Annotated in this window: 18 protein-coding genes; 15 read left to right on the forward strand and 3 right to left on the reverse strand. The window is 70.4% G+C overall.

The genetic code is table 11. The features are described from left to right. Positions 1-26: 26 nt before the first annotated feature. The gene (locus tag ACYQ0J_RS06965; protein ID WP_460171442.1) at positions 27-1,388 is read right to left on the reverse strand and encodes a plastocyanin/azurin family copper-binding protein; all 1,362 of its coding nucleotides are present in this window, start codon (positions 1,386-1,388) and stop codon (positions 27-29) included. A 192-nt stretch (positions 1,389-1,580) separates the two neighbouring features. On the opposite strand from ACYQ0J_RS06965, the gene ACYQ0J_RS06970 reads away from it, so the two are divergent. The 7 genes from ACYQ0J_RS06970 (at position 1,581) to ACYQ0J_RS07000 (ending at position 5,589) form a co-directional block, all read left to right on the forward strand. Next, positions 1,581-1,979 carry a YbaN family protein gene (locus ACYQ0J_RS06970; protein WP_460171443.1) on the forward strand — a complete coding sequence of 133 codons (399 nt, stop codon included), beginning with the start codon at positions 1,581-1,583 and terminating at the stop codon, positions 1,977-1,979. Positions 1,980-2,067: 88 nt separating this feature from the next. Next, a complete protein-coding gene (locus ACYQ0J_RS06975) occupies positions 2,068-2,493 on the forward strand; it encodes an RrF2 family transcriptional regulator (RefSeq protein WP_460171444.1) in 426 nt (141 codons plus the stop codon). A gap of 46 nt (positions 2,494-2,539) precedes the next feature. Continuing rightward, entirely contained in the window at positions 2,540-2,737 is a 198-nt protein-coding gene (locus ACYQ0J_RS06980) for a DUF542 domain-containing protein (protein WP_460171445.1), read from the forward strand. After that, complete coding sequence (locus ACYQ0J_RS06985) at positions 2,734-3,030, forward strand: cupin domain-containing protein (protein ID WP_460171446.1); 297 nt, start codon at positions 2,734-2,736, stop codon at positions 3,028-3,030. Before ACYQ0J_RS06980 ends, ACYQ0J_RS06985 begins: the two co-directional genes overlap by 4 nt. Next, positions 3,027-3,404 (forward strand): hypothetical protein, encoded by a 378-nt coding sequence (locus ACYQ0J_RS06990; RefSeq protein WP_460171447.1) that lies wholly within the window; start codon positions 3,027-3,029, stop codon positions 3,402-3,404. The genes ACYQ0J_RS06985 and ACYQ0J_RS06990 overlap by 4 nt, the downstream gene beginning before the upstream one ends. A 32-nt stretch (positions 3,405-3,436) precedes the next feature. Next, positions 3,437-4,534, forward strand: coding sequence for a YwiC-like family protein (locus ACYQ0J_RS06995; RefSeq protein ID WP_460171448.1), 1,098 nt, complete (start codon positions 3,437-3,439; stop codon positions 4,532-4,534). Positions 4,535-4,584: 50 nt separating this feature from the next. Next, positions 4,585-5,589, forward strand: a complete 1,005-nt coding sequence (locus ACYQ0J_RS07000; RefSeq protein ID WP_460171449.1) for a S1C family serine protease — start codon at positions 4,585-4,587, stop codon at positions 5,587-5,589. Between the two features lie 86 nt (positions 5,590-5,675). Here ACYQ0J_RS07000 and ACYQ0J_RS07005 read toward each other — a convergent pair whose 3' ends face one another. Beyond that, the gene (locus ACYQ0J_RS07005; RefSeq protein WP_460171450.1) at positions 5,676-6,653 is read right to left on the reverse strand and encodes a P1 family peptidase; all 978 of its coding nucleotides are present in this window, start codon (positions 6,651-6,653) and stop codon (positions 5,676-5,678) included. A gap of 44 nt (positions 6,654-6,697) precedes the next feature. On the opposite strand from ACYQ0J_RS07005, the gene ACYQ0J_RS07010 reads away from it, so the two are divergent. Genes ACYQ0J_RS07010 through ACYQ0J_RS07035 form a run of 6 tightly spaced genes read left to right on the forward strand, consistent with a single transcriptional unit; the run spans position 6,698 to position 12,589 of the window. Then, a complete protein-coding gene (locus ACYQ0J_RS07010) occupies positions 6,698-7,759 on the forward strand; it encodes a class II aldolase/adducin family protein (RefSeq protein ID WP_460171451.1) in 1,062 nt (353 codons plus the stop codon). Continuing rightward, the gene (locus ACYQ0J_RS07015; protein ID WP_460171452.1) at positions 7,756-8,850 is read left to right on the forward strand and encodes a zinc-dependent alcohol dehydrogenase; all 1,095 of its coding nucleotides are present in this window, start codon (positions 7,756-7,758) and stop codon (positions 8,848-8,850) included. The genes ACYQ0J_RS07010 and ACYQ0J_RS07015 overlap by 4 nt, the downstream gene beginning before the upstream one ends. A gap of 56 nt (positions 8,851-8,906) precedes the next feature. Next, positions 8,907-9,944 carry an AAA family ATPase gene (locus ACYQ0J_RS07020; RefSeq protein WP_460171507.1) on the forward strand — a complete coding sequence of 346 codons (1,038 nt, stop codon included), beginning with the start codon at positions 8,907-8,909 and terminating at the stop codon, positions 9,942-9,944. Further along, positions 9,904-10,773, forward strand: a complete 870-nt coding sequence (locus ACYQ0J_RS07025) for a DUF58 domain-containing protein (protein ID WP_460171453.1) — start codon at positions 9,904-9,906, stop codon at positions 10,771-10,773. Before ACYQ0J_RS07020 ends, ACYQ0J_RS07025 begins: the two co-directional genes overlap by 41 nt. Continuing rightward, the gene (locus tag ACYQ0J_RS07030; RefSeq protein WP_460171454.1) at positions 10,740-11,660 is read left to right on the forward strand and encodes a vWA domain-containing protein; all 921 of its coding nucleotides are present in this window, start codon (positions 10,740-10,742) and stop codon (positions 11,658-11,660) included. The genes ACYQ0J_RS07025 and ACYQ0J_RS07030 overlap by 34 nt, the downstream gene beginning before the upstream one ends. Then, positions 11,657-12,589, forward strand: a complete 933-nt coding sequence (locus ACYQ0J_RS07035) for a vWA domain-containing protein (RefSeq protein ID WP_460171455.1) — start codon at positions 11,657-11,659, stop codon at positions 12,587-12,589. The genes ACYQ0J_RS07030 and ACYQ0J_RS07035 overlap by 4 nt, the downstream gene beginning before the upstream one ends. 10 nt (positions 12,590-12,599) lie before the next feature. On the opposite strand, the gene ACYQ0J_RS07040 is transcribed toward ACYQ0J_RS07035, so the two are convergent. Further along, positions 12,600-12,860 carry a hypothetical protein gene (locus ACYQ0J_RS07040; protein ID WP_460171456.1) on the reverse strand — a complete coding sequence of 87 codons (261 nt, stop codon included), beginning with the start codon at positions 12,858-12,860 and terminating at the stop codon, positions 12,600-12,602. Positions 12,861-12,968: 108 nt separating this feature from the next. Between ACYQ0J_RS07040 and ACYQ0J_RS07045 the strand changes: the two genes are divergently transcribed. Both ACYQ0J_RS07045 and ACYQ0J_RS07050 read left to right on the forward strand, forming a co-directional pair. Continuing rightward, entirely contained in the window at positions 12,969-13,823 is an 855-nt protein-coding gene (locus ACYQ0J_RS07045; RefSeq protein WP_460171457.1) for a cell division protein FtsX, read from the forward strand. A 1-nt stretch (position 13,824) separates the two neighbouring features. Next, a complete protein-coding gene (locus ACYQ0J_RS07050; RefSeq protein WP_460171458.1) occupies positions 13,825-15,066 on the forward strand; it encodes a murein hydrolase activator EnvC family protein in 1,242 nt (413 codons plus the stop codon). The last annotated feature ends 12 nt before the right edge of the window (positions 15,067-15,078 follow it).

Genomic DNA, 15,078 nt, shown 5'->3' on the forward strand with positions numbered 1-15,078 from the left:
TGCTTCCCTGGGGACATTTGCCTAGGCTAGTGACGGGGCGTAGGCTCCTGCGACTCCGCCCGCTGCTCCAAGGGCTCGTAGACCCGGATGACCCCCTTCATATAGGGGTGAATGCTGCAGATGTAGGTGTATTCCCCGGGCTTGGTGAAGGTGATGGGGTACCGCTCCCCGGCAGAGTGGCCCAGCTTGGGGGTCACAAAGGGTTCAGGTCCTTGCACGTCGATCACCACCGCATCGTGGCGACCGGTGCGCTCGCCATCCAGCAGGTCAAACACATCCTCGTTAACGAACTCCACCGTGGTGCCCACGGGGATTTCCAACACCTTGGGGTAGAAGGAGTTGCCCACCATTTGCACGGTCACGGGCAGGGGCGCCAAAGCTTTGGTGCCCACGGCTACCGGCCGCACAAGGGCTGGGTCTAGGGGAACCCGTACCGTATGGTCGCGGCTGGGAAGGGGCAGCCCGTAAGGGTCCACCACCCGCTTGGCGCTCGCAGGCGCTTCCTTCACCCCGGGAAGCCCCTCGGCCCGCACCTCGTGAATGCGGGGGGCATCCTTCTTAGCCCGCAGAATCCCCAAGGCCCCCTTGATGGCGGTACCGAAGACATGGGTCACCAGGGCGTAGTCCCCCTCCACCGGCGGTACCCGCCACTCGATGACCCAAGAGTCGCTGGGACCGGCCAAGGCCGTCTGGGAGCCCACCATTAGGTTCTGGGGATTGCCTTGGTAGTACAGGTATTCCCACACCCCACCCACCACGTGGAAGGTGCTGGTCAGGTTGGGCCCCACGTTGAGGAAGTAGATACGGAGGTAGTCTCCGGGGCGCACCGGGATGGGGTCGTGCACATAGCGGAAGTTCTTGCCATTGAACATCACGTAGAGGGCCTTGCCATCGTAAAAGTCCCGCCCCGAAGCATAGGCCTCGCTTTGGATTACGTAGAGCTTGAGGTCCGGCGCCCGGCCCAGTTCCTGCTCCATGCGGTACTTCTCCTTGGGCTCCACCACGAGCATGCCAAACTGCCCTCCCATGGTGTGCGCCATAATCCCGTGCCCCCCGGGTGCGCAGTGGTACATGAAGACACCGGGGAAGTCGGCGGTGAAGGTGAACTCCCGGGTCTCCCCTGGCTGGACATTGCCCAGGAACTTGGAGGTTTGGGTGTTGGCCGCGTGGATGGAAAGGCCGTGGGTCACGGTGTCCAGGTTCTTCAAGGTGATGTGCACCGTATCCCCTTCCTCCACCACCAGCATGGGGCCCGGGCTCCTGTCGTTAAAAGAGAAGCCCTTTAGGTAAACCCCCTGGTCTATCTCAAAGACGCTGGAGCGGGTCTCGAGGGCGAAGTGCCTCTCCGCCGCCATCGCGGGAAGACCGAGCACCAGAGCCGCCAGCATACCTAAAGCCCTTCGCATCTTTCACCTCCTGGGGTCCTAACTCGGACCCTTCAGTCGGTGTTTTAACACCACCCCCTAAGGACAGGTGTCCTTGTGACAAAAGTCCCAAAAGCAGTTTGCCGGTATGGCTGGCTACCCTGTCTTTGATTTCCGTCAAGGCCCGCCCCTCGGGGGAGAGCTATCCTAGATCCGATGAAGGTCTTTTTCCTCAGCTTGGGGTTCGTCTTCACCGGGCTGGGTTTTTTAGGAGCCCTCCTCCCCGTACTTCCCGCCACCCCTTTCTTCTTGGTGGCAGCTTATTTCTTCTCCAAGAGCCATCCCCGCCTCGAGGCCTGGCTCCTCTCCCTGCCCCAGGTGGGTCCCCTGGTGCGGAACTACCGTGCAGGGCGGGGCATTCCCCGTAGGACCAAGCTCCTGGCCACCGGGATGGCCCTGGCGGCGGCGGCCTTCAGCGCCTACAGGCTACCCCACCCCCTGGGCCAGGCCGCGGTACTCCTCCTCATCGCCTACGGCCTCTACTTCATCTGGAAGCGGGTCCCCACCTCAGCGCCGCAGGAAGGCCCAGAACACCAGGAACTCCCAAAAGGCTAGGAAAACCCCCAAGGGGTCCCACGCCGCCCTGCCTCCCCAGGCAAGTCCCCAACCCCCCGGGGCTGACCCGGGGGATTAGCATTAAACCATGCCGCTGCGAACGCTCCTCAAACGGGAAGAGTCTTACGCCCTCCACGCCCTTCTCCTCCTGGCGGAGGAACCCGGCCTCTCCGCCCAAGAGATCGCCCTCAAGCTCAAGGCTCCTCCCGCCTTCATGGCCAAGGTGCTCTCCAAGCTGGCACGGGCGGGCCTGGTGGAAAGCCGCATGGGCCGGGCAGGGGGGGTGTGGCTGAAGCCCGCCCCGGAGGATATCACCCTCCTCAAGGTGATGGAAACCCTCTCCGGCCCCGTGGTCCTGGACCTCTGTGCCACCCTGAAGCGTTGCCCCACGGAGGAAAGGCGGGGGTTTTGCTACCTGAAGCCGAACCTGGTGCGCCTGAACCAGGAGATTCGCAAAGCCTTCGCCTCCCTCACCCTCAAGGACCTCATGCCCCAGGCCCCGCAGGGGGCATGACCCAGGTCATGGCCGGGAAACCCCTCTGGCGGCGAGGCTTAGGGGCATGGAAGGGATCACCCTGAAGACTTCGGTGAACGAGATCCTCAAGCGCTTCCCCGAGGCGGTGAGGCTCCTCAACGGGCTTGGCCTGGACACCTGCTGCGGCGGGGCCGAGCCCCTGGAGGAGGCGGCCAAGGCAGCAGGGCAGGAGCCCGAGGCGGTGCTTCGCGCCCTGGAGGCCTTCCTGGAGGGAAGGGCATGAACCTCTTGGCAAAGGCCCGCTACGGGACGGTGCGGGGGGTGGAGCTCCTGGCCGACCACCCCGAGGTGCGCCTGGTCCTCTTCAGCCTCCAGGGAGGCCAGGAGGTGCGGGGGAAGGGGGAGCCCAGGGTGCACCTGCTTTGCCTCGAGGGGGAGGGCACCCTCTTCGCCGGGGGCAAGGAGGTGGCGGCCACCCCCGGCACCCTCCTCGCCTGCGAGCCCGGGGAGGCCCACGGGGCCAGGGCCGGGGCGGGGCGGTTTCTCGTCCTCGGCATCATCACCCCGAGGCCATGATCCCGGCAAGCCGCCTGGCCCTCACCGCCGCCCTCCTCTGGTTCGTGGCCGCCAACCTGGTGGGGCTCCTCCTGGGCCTCGGGGTCCTTCCCCACACCTGGCGGCCCGCCCACGCCCACATGCAGCTTTTGGGTTTCGTGGCCCTCATGATCTACGGCGTGGCCTACCACGCCCTGCCCCGCTTCCGGGGCGTGGTCTTCCGCAGGCCCGGGCTTGCCCTCTTCCAGGTGGGCCTCGCCAACCTAGGGCTTTCCGGCATGGCCCTGGCCTGGGGCCTCAACCTGGGGCCCGGCGTTTGGGGGTTCTTCGCCGGGGTCTCCTTCCTGGCGGGGGCCCTCTTCGCCCTCCTGATGCTGGAGGTGCTCTGGGGTTAAGGGGCCTCCATCCCCTACCCTGAAAGGCAGGTATGCGGACCGCACATGTCCCCCTGAAAACGGTGGCCCTCCCCACGGAACACGGGGGCTGGGGGTTCACCCTGGAACCCGTCCTCCTGGGCCTCCTCCTTTCCCCGGGCCCCCACACCCTGGGGCTTTTCCTCCTGGGGCTTTTCGGTTTCCTGGCCCGCCACCCCTTGAAGCTCCTCTACCAGGACCTAAGCCGGGGCAAGCGCTACCCGCGGACGGACCTGGCCCTGAAGGTGGCCGGGATTTACCTGCTCCTCGCCCTCCTCGGGCTTCTCCTCACCCTCCTCACCGCGAAAGGCCCCTTCCTCCTCCCCCTCCTCCTCGCCCTCCCCTTGGGGGCCTACATGGCCTGGGCCGACCTGGGGAACCGATCCCGTGACCTCCTCCCCGAGGTGGCCGCGGCCCTCTTCATGGCCTCCCTGGCCCCGGCGGGGGTGCTGGCCGGGGGGCTTGGGGCCGAGGTGGCCTGGGGAAGCTTCCTGGCCCTGGCCCTAAGGGACGTGGCCGCCCTCTACTACGCCCGCACCCAGGTGCTCCGCGCCCGCGGGGCGGGCCCCAAGCGCTACCCCGCCCACCTGGCCCTCTGGGGAGCGGTCCTCCTCGGTCTGTTCCTCGCCCGGCAGGGCCTCCTCCCCCTGGCGACCCTCCTGGCCCTGGCGGCCCTCGCCCTCTACGGGAGCCTGGCCCTGGCCCGGCCCCCCGTTCCCGCCCGGGTCATCGGCTGGACGCAGATGGGCTTTGGCCTCCTGGTGGTCCTGGCCACCGCCTGGGGCTACACCCAGGCGGGCCTCCCCACCGCCCTCCTGGGCGTCCCCGCCCTGCACCGCACCCTGGGCTGGGGCCTGGTGGCGCTCGCCTTTCTCCTCGGCCTCTACCTCCTCCTCCGGAAGGAGACGCCCCGGAGCGTGCGCTTCCTGGTGGGGCTTTACGACCTCAACGCCCTCCTCGGCCTCCTCTACCTGGCCTTCGGGGGGAAGCTCCTCCCCCACCCCCTGTTGGCCCTCCTCGGGGTCGTCCTGCTCCACCTCCTCCTCCGCCGCCCCCACCCTTGGCCCGGGCTCGGCTTCCTCCTCTTGGGCCTCCTCCTCCTCTGGCACTGAGGGTGGCCGGGCCCACCCTGCCCAGGAGGAAAACCGGGGAAAATGGGGGCATGCGCCGCCTAAAGGCCCTGCTCCTCCTGGTACCCCTCCTCCTTACCCTCCACGCCCTCCTCACCCAAGGGCCCCCCGTCCTCTGGGCCGAGCCCGTCCAGGCCGGGCCCGAGGCCCTTCAGGAGGTCTACACCCGGGCCCACCCCGCCGTCCTCGGCATCGTGGGCAGCGAGGGGGCCCGGGGCACCGGCTTCTTCTACGGCGAAGGCCTCGTCCTCACCGCCTACCACGTGGTGGCGGAGGGGGGGCCGTACCGGCTGGTCCTGGCGGACCGCACCCAGGCCCCGGCCCAGGTGGTGGGGTTCGCCGAGCCCTGGGACCTGGCCGTCCTCGCCACCCCGGCCCGGGCCCCCGCCCTCCTGCCCCTGGAGACGGGGAGAAGGCCCCGGGTGGGGGAGCCCGTCCTCCACATCGGGAACGGCCGGAACCAGTTTATCGCCCCCCGCTACGGGCGGGTCACCCGCCTCGAGGCCAACCCCTCCGCCTTCCTGCCCCAGGGCCTGGTGGAAACCTCCCTGCCCCTCGCCCCCGGGGACTCGGGGGGACCGGTGCTGGACGCGGAGGGGAAGGTGCTGGGGGTGGCGGTGGCCATCGGCCAGACCGAGGAGGGCTTCCGCAGCTTCTTCACCCCCCTCCTCGGCCGGAAGGAGCTCTTAGCTGCCCTAGAGCGGGGGGAGAAGCGCTACTGGCCCTACCTGGGCCTGCGGGGGCCCAGGGCCCTCACCCCGGAGCTCGCCCGGGAGCTGGGCCTGCCCCCGGGCGGGGTGGTGGTGGGGGAGGTGGCGCCGGGCGGGGCCGCCCACCGGGCGGGGCTAAGGGGCCTGGAGTCAGGCGGGGTCCCCGACGTGATCCTGGAGGTGAACGGCGTCCCCGTGAACGCCTTTGAGGACCTCCTAAGGGAGGTGCGCCGCTACCAGGTGGGGGATAAGGTCCGCCTCACCGTGCGCCGAGGCGGGGAGGTCTTCCAGGTGGAGGCGGTCCTTGCCCCCTTCCCAGGGCGCTAATACCACCCCATGCTGGCTTACGCCAGCATGGGGGCCCCGACGGGAGGGCCCGGCGGGGCTTCCTGAGCCGAAGGGGCCAAGGAAGCTCAGGCCTTTCCCAGCTCCCGGTAGGCAGGCACCCCGGGGAAGCCCTCCGCCAACAGCACCCCCCGGGCGATGGCCCGGGAAAGCGCGTCGGCGGCGTAGGCCCCGAGGCGGAGGAGGAGAAGGGGCTCCACCCCCCTTCCGTCCCCCAGGGCCAGGGCGAAGACCAGGTCCCCGTCCAAGGGGGTGTGGGCGGGGCGGAGGGCCCGGGCGAGGCCGTCTTGGGCCATGATGGCAAGCCTTTTGGCCTGGGCCTTGCTGAGGGGGGCGTCCGTGGCCACCAGGGCCAGGGTGGTGTTCTGGCCGAGGAGGAAGGGAAAGCGGTAGTCCTCGGGGCTTCCCCGGTAGCGGGAGAGGTCGGGGAGGAGGGCTTTCTCCTCGGGGGCCAGGAGGCCTTCCGCGTAAAGCCTCCCCGTGAGGGGGTCAAAGGGGCGGCCCAGGCTGTTGACCGCGGCCAGGGCCATGACCCTAAAGCCCTCCTCCAGGAGGTACCCGGCGAGGCCCACCCCTCCCTTCACCCCGCCCGCCACCGCCCCCGTCCCCGCCCCCACGCTCCCCTCGGCCACCTCCCCTTTGGCGGCGAGACAGGCCCCATACCCCGCCTCCGGGCCCGGGGGCCTGAAGGCCTGGCCCCGCCCCAGGTCGTAAAGCACCGCGGCGGGCACGATGGGAACCGCGCCCCCTGGCGTGGGGAACCCCCTTCCCCGCTCCCGGAGGTAGCGCACCACCCCTTCCGCGGCGGCGAGGCCGAAGGCGCTTCCCCCCGTGAGGAGGACGGCCTGGACCCGCTCCACGGTGTTCTCCGGGGCCAGGAGGTCGGTCTCCCGCGTCCCCGGGGCCGCCCCCCGCACGTCCACCGCCGCCACCGCCCCCGCCTCCGCCAGGACCACGGTGCACCCGGTGAGGGCCTCCCCGTCCGTGAAGTGCCCCAACCTAAGCCCGGGAAGCAGGGCCTCCTTTCCCCACAAGGCTTCCGCCATGAGCCCAGTATGGGGTAGCCTAGGGGACAGAACAAGGAGGCGCCATGTGGGAGTACCTCGTTCACGGCGAACCCTCGCCCAAGGTTCAGGCCTTTTTAGAAGGGGTGGGCAAAGCCCTCGAGGCCCAAGGCTTCCGCCATAACCCCAAGGCGGAGGCCCCCAACCTGGTCCTAAACGCCATCGCCCCGGAAAACCCCAAACCCTACCGCCGGCGGGCCCAGGCCACCTTCGTGGCCTCGGTCCTTGAGCTTCCCGCGTTTCCGGAAGACCCCTTGCGGGAGCTTTACCCTTACCTGGTCCGGGCGCTTTCCAACGTCCTCTTGGCCTACGTCCCGGGACAGGGGGTCAAGTTCCTCACCCTGGAGCTCGGCCACTACGACGAGCCCGAAGGGGACGGGTTCCACGGGCGGGTGGCGGCGCGCCTAAGGCCCATCGCCTGCAGCCGCCTGGTCATCAACAACGTCTTCGAGCCCGACCTCGAGCCCGAGCTCTGGCAAGGGGACGCGCTCACGGAGAGCATGTACCGGGCGGGGAAGAAGCTCAAGGCCTGGGACCTCCTCCCCGCCCCCTTCCCCATTGAGGAGATCCTCTCCCCCGAGGACCTGAGGCACGTGAAGAGGCTCTACGGCATCGGGGGGCTCTCCTACGGCAACCTCTCCGTGCGCAAGGACGAAAGGCGCTTCTGGATGTCGGCGAGCGGGGTGGACAAGGCGAACCTACGGGAGATCGGCCGGGACATCCTCATGGTGAAGGACTACGACCCCGAGCGAAACGCCATCCTCCTCTCCGTGCCCCCCCACGTGGAGCCCAGGCGGGTGAGCGTGGACGCCATCGAGCACTGGATGATCTACCGGGAGCACCCGGGGGTGGGGGCCATCCTGCACGTGCACGCCTGGATGGAAGGGGTCCCCGCCACCCCCTTCAACTACCCCTGCGGCACGTACGAGCTCGCCCAGGCAGTGGCGGAGAAGGTGCGCCAAGCGCCCGACCCCACCCGGGCGGTGGTGGGCCTCAAGAACCACGGCCTCACCATCACCGGGCATAGCCTGGACGAGATCCTGGAGCGCATTGAGGGCAAGCTCATCCGCACCGTGCCCATGACATGAAGGCCCTCCTCTACACCCCCTCCCTCCCCCGCTTCTTCGGCGCGAGGCTTCTGGGCAAGCGCTTTCCCAAGGGGCTCTTGCCCCTGCGCCTGGCGGAGGTCCCCCTGCCTGAGCGGGAAGGCTTCGTGCGGGTGAGGGTCCGCCTGAGCGGGGTCTGCGGCTCGGACCTCGCCCTCCTCTACGGGAAAAGCCCCCCATCCATCAGCCCCTTCTTCTCCTTCCCCGCCGTCCTCGGGCACGAGATCCTGGGGGAGGTGGAGGGGGCTCTAGTGGCGGTGAACCCCCTCCTGGCCTGCGCCGACCGGGGCCTTCCCCCCTGCCCCATGTGCCAGCGGGGGGAGGAAGGGCTCTGCCAGAACGTGGCGGAGGGCGCCCTGGCCCCGGGGATGCTGGGCTACAACCGGGACCTCCCCGGGGGGTGGGGGGCGTGGGTCCTGGCCCGGCCCGAAAGGCTCTACCCCGTTCCCCCGGGCGTCCCCGAGGAAAGGGCCGTCCTCGCCGAGCCTTTGGCGGTGGTCCTAAGGGGCCTCAAGAAGCTCAGGCCCTGGCCGGGGGAGGTGCTGGTCCTGGGCATGGGGACCCTCGGCCTCCTGGCGGTCAAGCTCCTAAGGGCCCTGGGCTACGGGGGAAGGCTTCTCGCCGTGGCCAAGTACCCCCACCAGGCGGAGAGGGCCAGGGCCTTCGGGGCCGATGCGGTCTTCCCCAGCGCCAAGGAGGCCCTTCTGGCGCGGGCCCGAAGCTACCGCTACCTCCTCTTTGAGGGCTATAGGGGCGGGTACCAGGCGGTGGTGGAGGCCTCGGGGAGCGGCCTGGGCTTCCGGCAGGCCCTCACCCTGGCCCAGGAGGGGGGAAGGGTCCTCCTCCTGGGGGCCCCGGGACTGGAGTGGGCGGACCTCTCCCCCTTCTGGTTCAAGGAGGTGGGGCTTCTCGGGAGCTACACCTACACCCGGGAGGACTTCGGGGAGGCCGTGGGGCTTCTCCCGGAGCTAGAGGGCCTCGAGGGCCTGGTGGGGGGCACCTACCCCCTGGAGGCCTGGCGGGAGGCCCTGGCCGCCCGGGGCAAGGCCCTCTTCCGGCCAAATGTGCCTTAGGGGAAAAGGCCCGCCCCCTACGGGGTTATACTGGGAGGAAACCGCAGGGGGTGGGCGTGGCCTGGGAGGAGGAAGCTTATTTAGAGGCGGGGGAAAAGCTCCGGGCGCTCCTCAAGGAGGTCAAGCGGGTCATCGTGGGCCAGGACCGCTTGCTGGAGCGGATGCTGGTGGCCCTTCTGGCCCGGGGCCACCTCCTCATAGAGGGGGTTCCCGGCCTCGCCAAGACCCTGGCGGTGAAGACCCTGAGCGAGGCCATAGGGGGAAGTTTCAAGCGCATCCAGTTCACCCCCGACCTGGTGCCCGCGGACCTCTTGGGGACCAGGATCTACAACCCCAAGGAGGGGGAGTTCCGCACCGAGCTCGGCCCCGTCTTCACCCACCTCCTCCTGGCGGACGAGATCAACCGCGCCCCCGCCAAGGTGCAGTCGGCCCTCCTCGAGGCCATGCAGGAACGGCAGGTGACCCTGGGCAAGGAAACCTACCCCCTGCCCCGGCCCTTCCTGGTCCTGGCCACGCAAAACCCCATTGAGAGCGAGGGCACCTACCCCCTTCCCGAGGCCCAGCTGGACCGTTTCCTCTTCAAGGTGGTGGTGGACTACCCCGCCTTCCACGAGGAGCTAGAGATCGTGGCCCGCATGGCCACGGCCGAGGCGATTCCCGTGGAGAAGGTGCTCTCCCTGGAAGAGCTCCTCGCCCTTTCCCGCCTGGCGGACCGGGTCTACGTGCACCCCAAGGTGGCGGAGTACGCGGTGACCCTGGTCCGGGCCACGCGGAACCTGGAAAGGGCGGGGCTTAAGGACCTGCACCCCTTCGTGGCCTATGGCGCCAGCCCCCGGGCCTCCATCGCCCTGGTCCAGGGGGCCAAGGCCCTGGCCCTGGTGCGGGGCCGGGCCCACGCCCTGCCCGAGGACGTGCGGGACCTCTTCCCCGATGTCCTCCGCCACCGCCTGGTCCTCTCCTACCAGGCCCTGGCGGAGGGCGTGGGCGTGGAGGCCATCTTGGAAGCCCTGCTCCAAGGCTTCCCCCCGCCTTTCGTGCCCCTGCATGACCCCTATGGAGACGCCCGAAGCCCTCTTGGCCCGCCTGGAGCTTAAGGTGGTGCGTCCCCTGGACGGGCTCCTCTTCGGGGACTACCGGGGGGTGTTTTACGGGAAGAGCCTGGAGCTGGCCGAGATCGCCCCCTACGCCCCCGGGGACGAGGCGGAGCGCATAGACTGGCCCGCCACCGCCCGCACCGGGGAGGTCCACGTGCGCCGCTACCGGGAGGAGCGGGAGCTCACCCTGTGGCTCTACCTGGACGGAAGCCCCTCCATGCGCTTCGGGAGCAGGCGGCGGGAGAAGTACGCCCTGGCCTTGGAGCTGGCCCTCGCCGTGGCCTACATCGCCCTGCGCCACGGGAACCGGGTGGGGGCCCTCCTCCCCTCCGGCCTCCTGCCCCCCCGGGGGGGCAAGGCCCAGGCCCTGGCCCTGGCCCGGGAGGCCCTGAAGCCGGGGGCAGGCCCCCCCTTGGGGGAGGCCCTGGACCTCCTCGGGCGGGTGGCGAGGCGGCGGAGCCTGGCCTTCGTCCTCTCGGACTTCCTGGACCCCTTTTATCCCTCCCTGGCCCGCCTGGCGGCCCGGCACGACCTGGTGGCGGTCCTGGTGGAAGACCCCCTGGAGCGGTCCCTGCCCGAGGCGGGGGTGGTGGCGTTTTACGACCCGGAGACGGGCGAAACGGTGGAGGTGAACGCCCTGGACGGGAGGGTGCGGGCGGCCTACGCCAGGCGGGCCGAGGCCTTACGGCAGGCCCGGGTGCGGGACATCCGCCGGGCGGGGGCCGACCTCCTCCTGGCCTCCACGGAGGACGACCTGGTCCCCCTGCTCCTCGGGTTCGTGGAAAGGAGGCGGAGGTGCACCTGCAAAGCCTCGAGGGCCTTCTCCTAGGCCTCGTCCTCCTGGGGGCAGGAAGGTTTTTCCTCCTCTTGGGGGAGTGGGCGGGGAGGCGGCGGCTCCTCTGCGCCCTGGACCCGGCCTTCGCCCCCAAGCCCAGGCCCCTGGGCCTGCCCTTCCTCCTCGCCCCCCTCCTCCTCCTCCTGGCCGCGGGCCGCCCCGAGGCCACCCTGCCCTGGCGGGAGAACCTGACCCAGGTGGTCCTGGTGGTGGACACCAGCCACTCCATGGCCGCGGACGACGAGTCCCCAAGCCGCCTGGCCAAGGCCCGGTCCTTGGCCCAGGCCTTCCTCAAGGGCCTGGACCCCTCGGTGCGGGTGGGGCTCGTGAGCTTCGGGCCGCAGGCGGTCCTGGTCCTCACCCCCACCCGGGAGCGGGCAAGCCTCCTCCAGGCCCTGGAAGGGTTGCGGCCCGGCGGGACAAGCCCCCTGGGGCAGGGGCTCCTCCAGGCCAAGCGCGCCCTGCGCCCCCAGGGCCCCGAGCGGGACCTGCCCGAGGCCAAGCCCCCGGCCGCCATCCTCCTCCTCTCCGACGGGGCGGCCAACGTCGGCCAGGACCCCCTGGAGGTGGCGGTGGACCTGGCCCGGGCGGGGCTTCCCGTCTTTGTGCGCCCCCTGGGGGACCCCAGGGGGGCGGTGAGCCGGATCGGGGAAGGCCTCTTCTTCGTGCCCGCCGACCCCTTGCGCCTGCTGCGCCTGGCCCAGGCCACGGGAGGGGAGGTATTAAAGGAGGACTTCCGCCCCCTCTACCGGGCGCTCAGGCCCCACCATGTCTGGACCCTCCGGGTCCAGGACCTCACCCAGGCCCTGGTGGTGGCGGGGATGCTCCTCTTGGGGTTCGGGGCGTACCTGAACCTGGCCCGCGAGGGGAGGTGGCCGTGAGCCTGCAGGCCCCCGAGGCCCTGAGCCTCCTCATCCTCTTGGCCTTCCTCCTCCTCGGCCTCTACCGCCGCCGCCCCAGGGCCCGCCTGCCCCACCCCCTGGCCCCCCTCCTCAAGGAGGCGGCCCGGGAGGCCAGGGGGCCCTGGCCCTGGCTCCCCACGGCCCTTTTCGCCCTGGGCCTTCTCGTCCTGGCCCTGGCCGCCACCCGTCCCCTCCTCCCCCTCCCCGGGCGGGCCAGCGAGAACGTGGCCGTGCTGGTCGTGGACGTGAGCCGGAGCATGATGGCCGCCGATTTGAAGCCGAACCGCCTCGAGGCCGCCAAGGAGGCCGCCCGGGTCTTCCTCCGCGAGGCCCCCAGGGGCCTGAGGGTGGGCCTGGTGGCCTTCAGCGGCCACGCCCAGACGGTCCACCCCCCCACCGCTGACCGGCGGCGCCTCCTGGAAAGCCTGGAAAGCCTGGAGTTCGGCCGCTCCACCGCCATCGGGGAGGGGATCCTCGAGGCCTTGCGCAACATCCGGGAGGCCGGGGGCAAGGGGGACATCCTCCTCCTCACCGACGGGCGCAACCGCACCGGCACCGAGCCCCTGGAGGCCGCGGCCGAGGCGGCCCGCATGGGGGTGCGCATCTTCGCCGTGGGGGTGGGGGTGCCGGGTTGGACCCCCGGCCCCGAGGACCCCGTGAGCGCCTTTGGGTTCTTCGCCGGGGCCTACGAGGTGGACGAGGAGCTCCTCTGGTCCCTGGCCGAGTTCACCAAGGGGCGCTACTTCCTGGTGGCCTCGGAGAAGGAGCTCCTTGCCCTTTACCGGGAGCTGGCCCAAAGCGTGCGCCTGGAGCTGAAGCCAGAGGAGGCCACGGGGCTTTTGGGCGCCCTAGGGGGGCTCCTGGCCCTCCTGGGGATGGCCCTCAGGCGCTACCTGAGCCCCGCTTAGAACGAGCCCCTCACGACCCCCCAAAGGGATTGGGGACCGGCTCCACGGGGAAAAGCTCCTGGGGTTCTCCCCCGGGCCCGGGGAGCATGCGGAAGAACTGCCCGTTCAGGAAGAGGAAGACCTGGGGCTCGCAGCCCTCGCCCCCCTGGGGCGGGAGCTGGGCGGGCACCGCCAAGGCGGCCACCTCCCCGCCCTTAGGCCCCTGGGCCACCCAGGCCACCCCGGCCCCCACGAGCCCCCCCAAGGCCAGGCCCAAGAGGAAGGGTTTCATGCCCTTAAGTTAGCAGGGCTTTCCCCCTGTGCAGGAGGAAACCCACCATCCCCGGAGGAGGCCCTCCGCCAAAGCCCCCTCTCACCCAAGGGCCGTAAGATATAGGGCGTGTACGCCTTCCGCGAGGGGCTAAGGCAGATCCTGCGCCACCCCACCGCAAGCCTCGCCACCTTCTTCACCGCCCTCGTGTCCTTTGCCCTCCTCTACTTCCTCGGACTCCTCCTCTGGAACCTGGAGCGGGTGGTGGCCACCCTGGAGCGGGAATTGGAGGTGGCCGCCTTCCTGCAAGGGGGCGCCAACGTGGAGGCCCTGCTCACGGAAATCCAGGCCTGGCCCGAGGTGGGGGAGGTGCGCCTGGTGCCCAAGGAGGAGGCCTTGGCCCAGCTGGTCCTGGACTACCCCTACCTGGCCGAGGCCAAGGACCTGGTGGAAAACCCCCTGCCCGACACCCTGCGCCTGCGGTTAAGGGAACCCGGGGCGGTGCGGGCCGTGGCGGAGAAGCTGCGGAGGCTTCCCGGGGTGGCGGAGGTGGAGTACGGCGGGCAGCTCACCGAACGGCTGGTGAGCGTGCTCGCGGGAAGCCGCCTGGCCATGGTCCTCCTGGTGGGCCTCCTCCTCCTCAACACCTTCTTCAGCGTGATGGGCTCCATCCGCCTTTCCGTGGAAAGCCGCAAGGAAGCCCTGGCCATCATGCTCCTGGTGGGGGCCACCCGGCGCTTCATCCAGGGGCCCTTCGTGGCGGAAGGGGCCCTGCTCACCCTGGGGGCGGGGGCGCTGGCGGTGGCCTTCGGGGGCCTGCTCTACCGGGCCCTGGCCCAGGCCCTCCAGGGCCTCCTCCCCTTCCTCCCGGTCCTGGGCCCCAAGGACCTTTGGCAGACGGGCGCCCTGGTCCTGGCCCTGGCCCTGGTCCTGGGGGCAGGGGGGGCCTTCGTGGCCAGCAGGGCCTACCTCAAGGAGGTCTAGGGTGCACCTCTGGGTGTGGGCCATCCTTCTCCTCTTTCCCCTTGCCCAGGGGCAGGACGTGGCCACCCAGGAACGCACCGTGCGCCAGCTGGAGCAAGAGGCCACCCGGGCCAAGGCCCTGGAGGAGCAAAGCCAGAGGCGCATCCAGGCCCTGAACCAAGAGCTTTCCCGCCTCTCCCAGCGGGTGCAAAACCTGTTGCGGGAAAAGGCCCGCCTCGAGGCGGAGATCACCCGGCTGGAAGGGGAACGGGCCGCCCTGAGGCGGGAGATCGCCCGGCTCCAGGAGGAGGTGCGCCGGACCGAGGGGCGCATCGCCAAGCTGGAGGGGGAGCTGGAGGGGTTGAAGGAGCGGCTGCGGGCCCTCATGCGAAGCCTCCACCGGGAGAAGGCGGGGCGCTACCTCCCCCTCCTCAGGGCCCAGTCCTTCACGGACCTGGCGGTGCGGGCCCGCTGGGTAGGCTACATCTCCCAGCAGGACGCCGAGCTGGTGCGCCGCCTCCAGGCCACCCTGAAGGCCCTCCGGGAGGAGCGGGAACGCCTGGGCCTCCTCCTCGCCGACCTCTCCGCCAAGGAAAAGGCCCTGGGCGAGACCCAGGCCCGGCTCGAGGGGGAGCGCCAGAACCTGGAGGCCACCCTGGCCGCCTTGCGCCAGGAGGCGGAGGGGAAAAAAGCCCTCCTGCGCGATGCCCTCGCCGAGCGCCAGCGCCTGCAAAACACCCTGGCCGAGCTCCAAGCCCGGGTCATCCGGGAAAGACAGCGCCTCCTGGCCCTAAAGCAGGAGGAGGAAAGGCGCCGGGAAGAAGAGCGGAGGCGCCGGGAGGCGCAGAGGCCCCAGGCGGTGGTGGTGCCCCCACCCCCCCTGCCCGCCACCGTGGGCCGCCTGGCCTTCCCCATCCCGGGGGGGCGGATCCTGGTCCCCTACGGGCAGGAGGGGCCTTTCCAGGTCATCCAGGGCCCCGCGCCCGGAAGCCCGGTGCAGGCGGCGGCGGAGGGGTACGTGGCCGGCATCCTCTACCTGCCCAACCTGGGCTACACGGTGATGCTGGTGCACACGGAAGCCCTCTCCACCGTCTACACCAACCTCCAAGAACCCCTGGTGCAGGAGGGGGAGCGGGTCCGGCGCGGCCAGCTTCTGGGCTACACGGGAGGGGGCCTCCTCATCCGCCCCGAGGAGCTGGAGTTCCGGGTGGCGGTGCGCCTGGGGGAGGAGACCCGCTTCGTGGACCCCGCGGCCTACTACTGACCCCACCCCGTG

The organism is Thermus sp. FJN-A, from assembly GCF_054655095.1.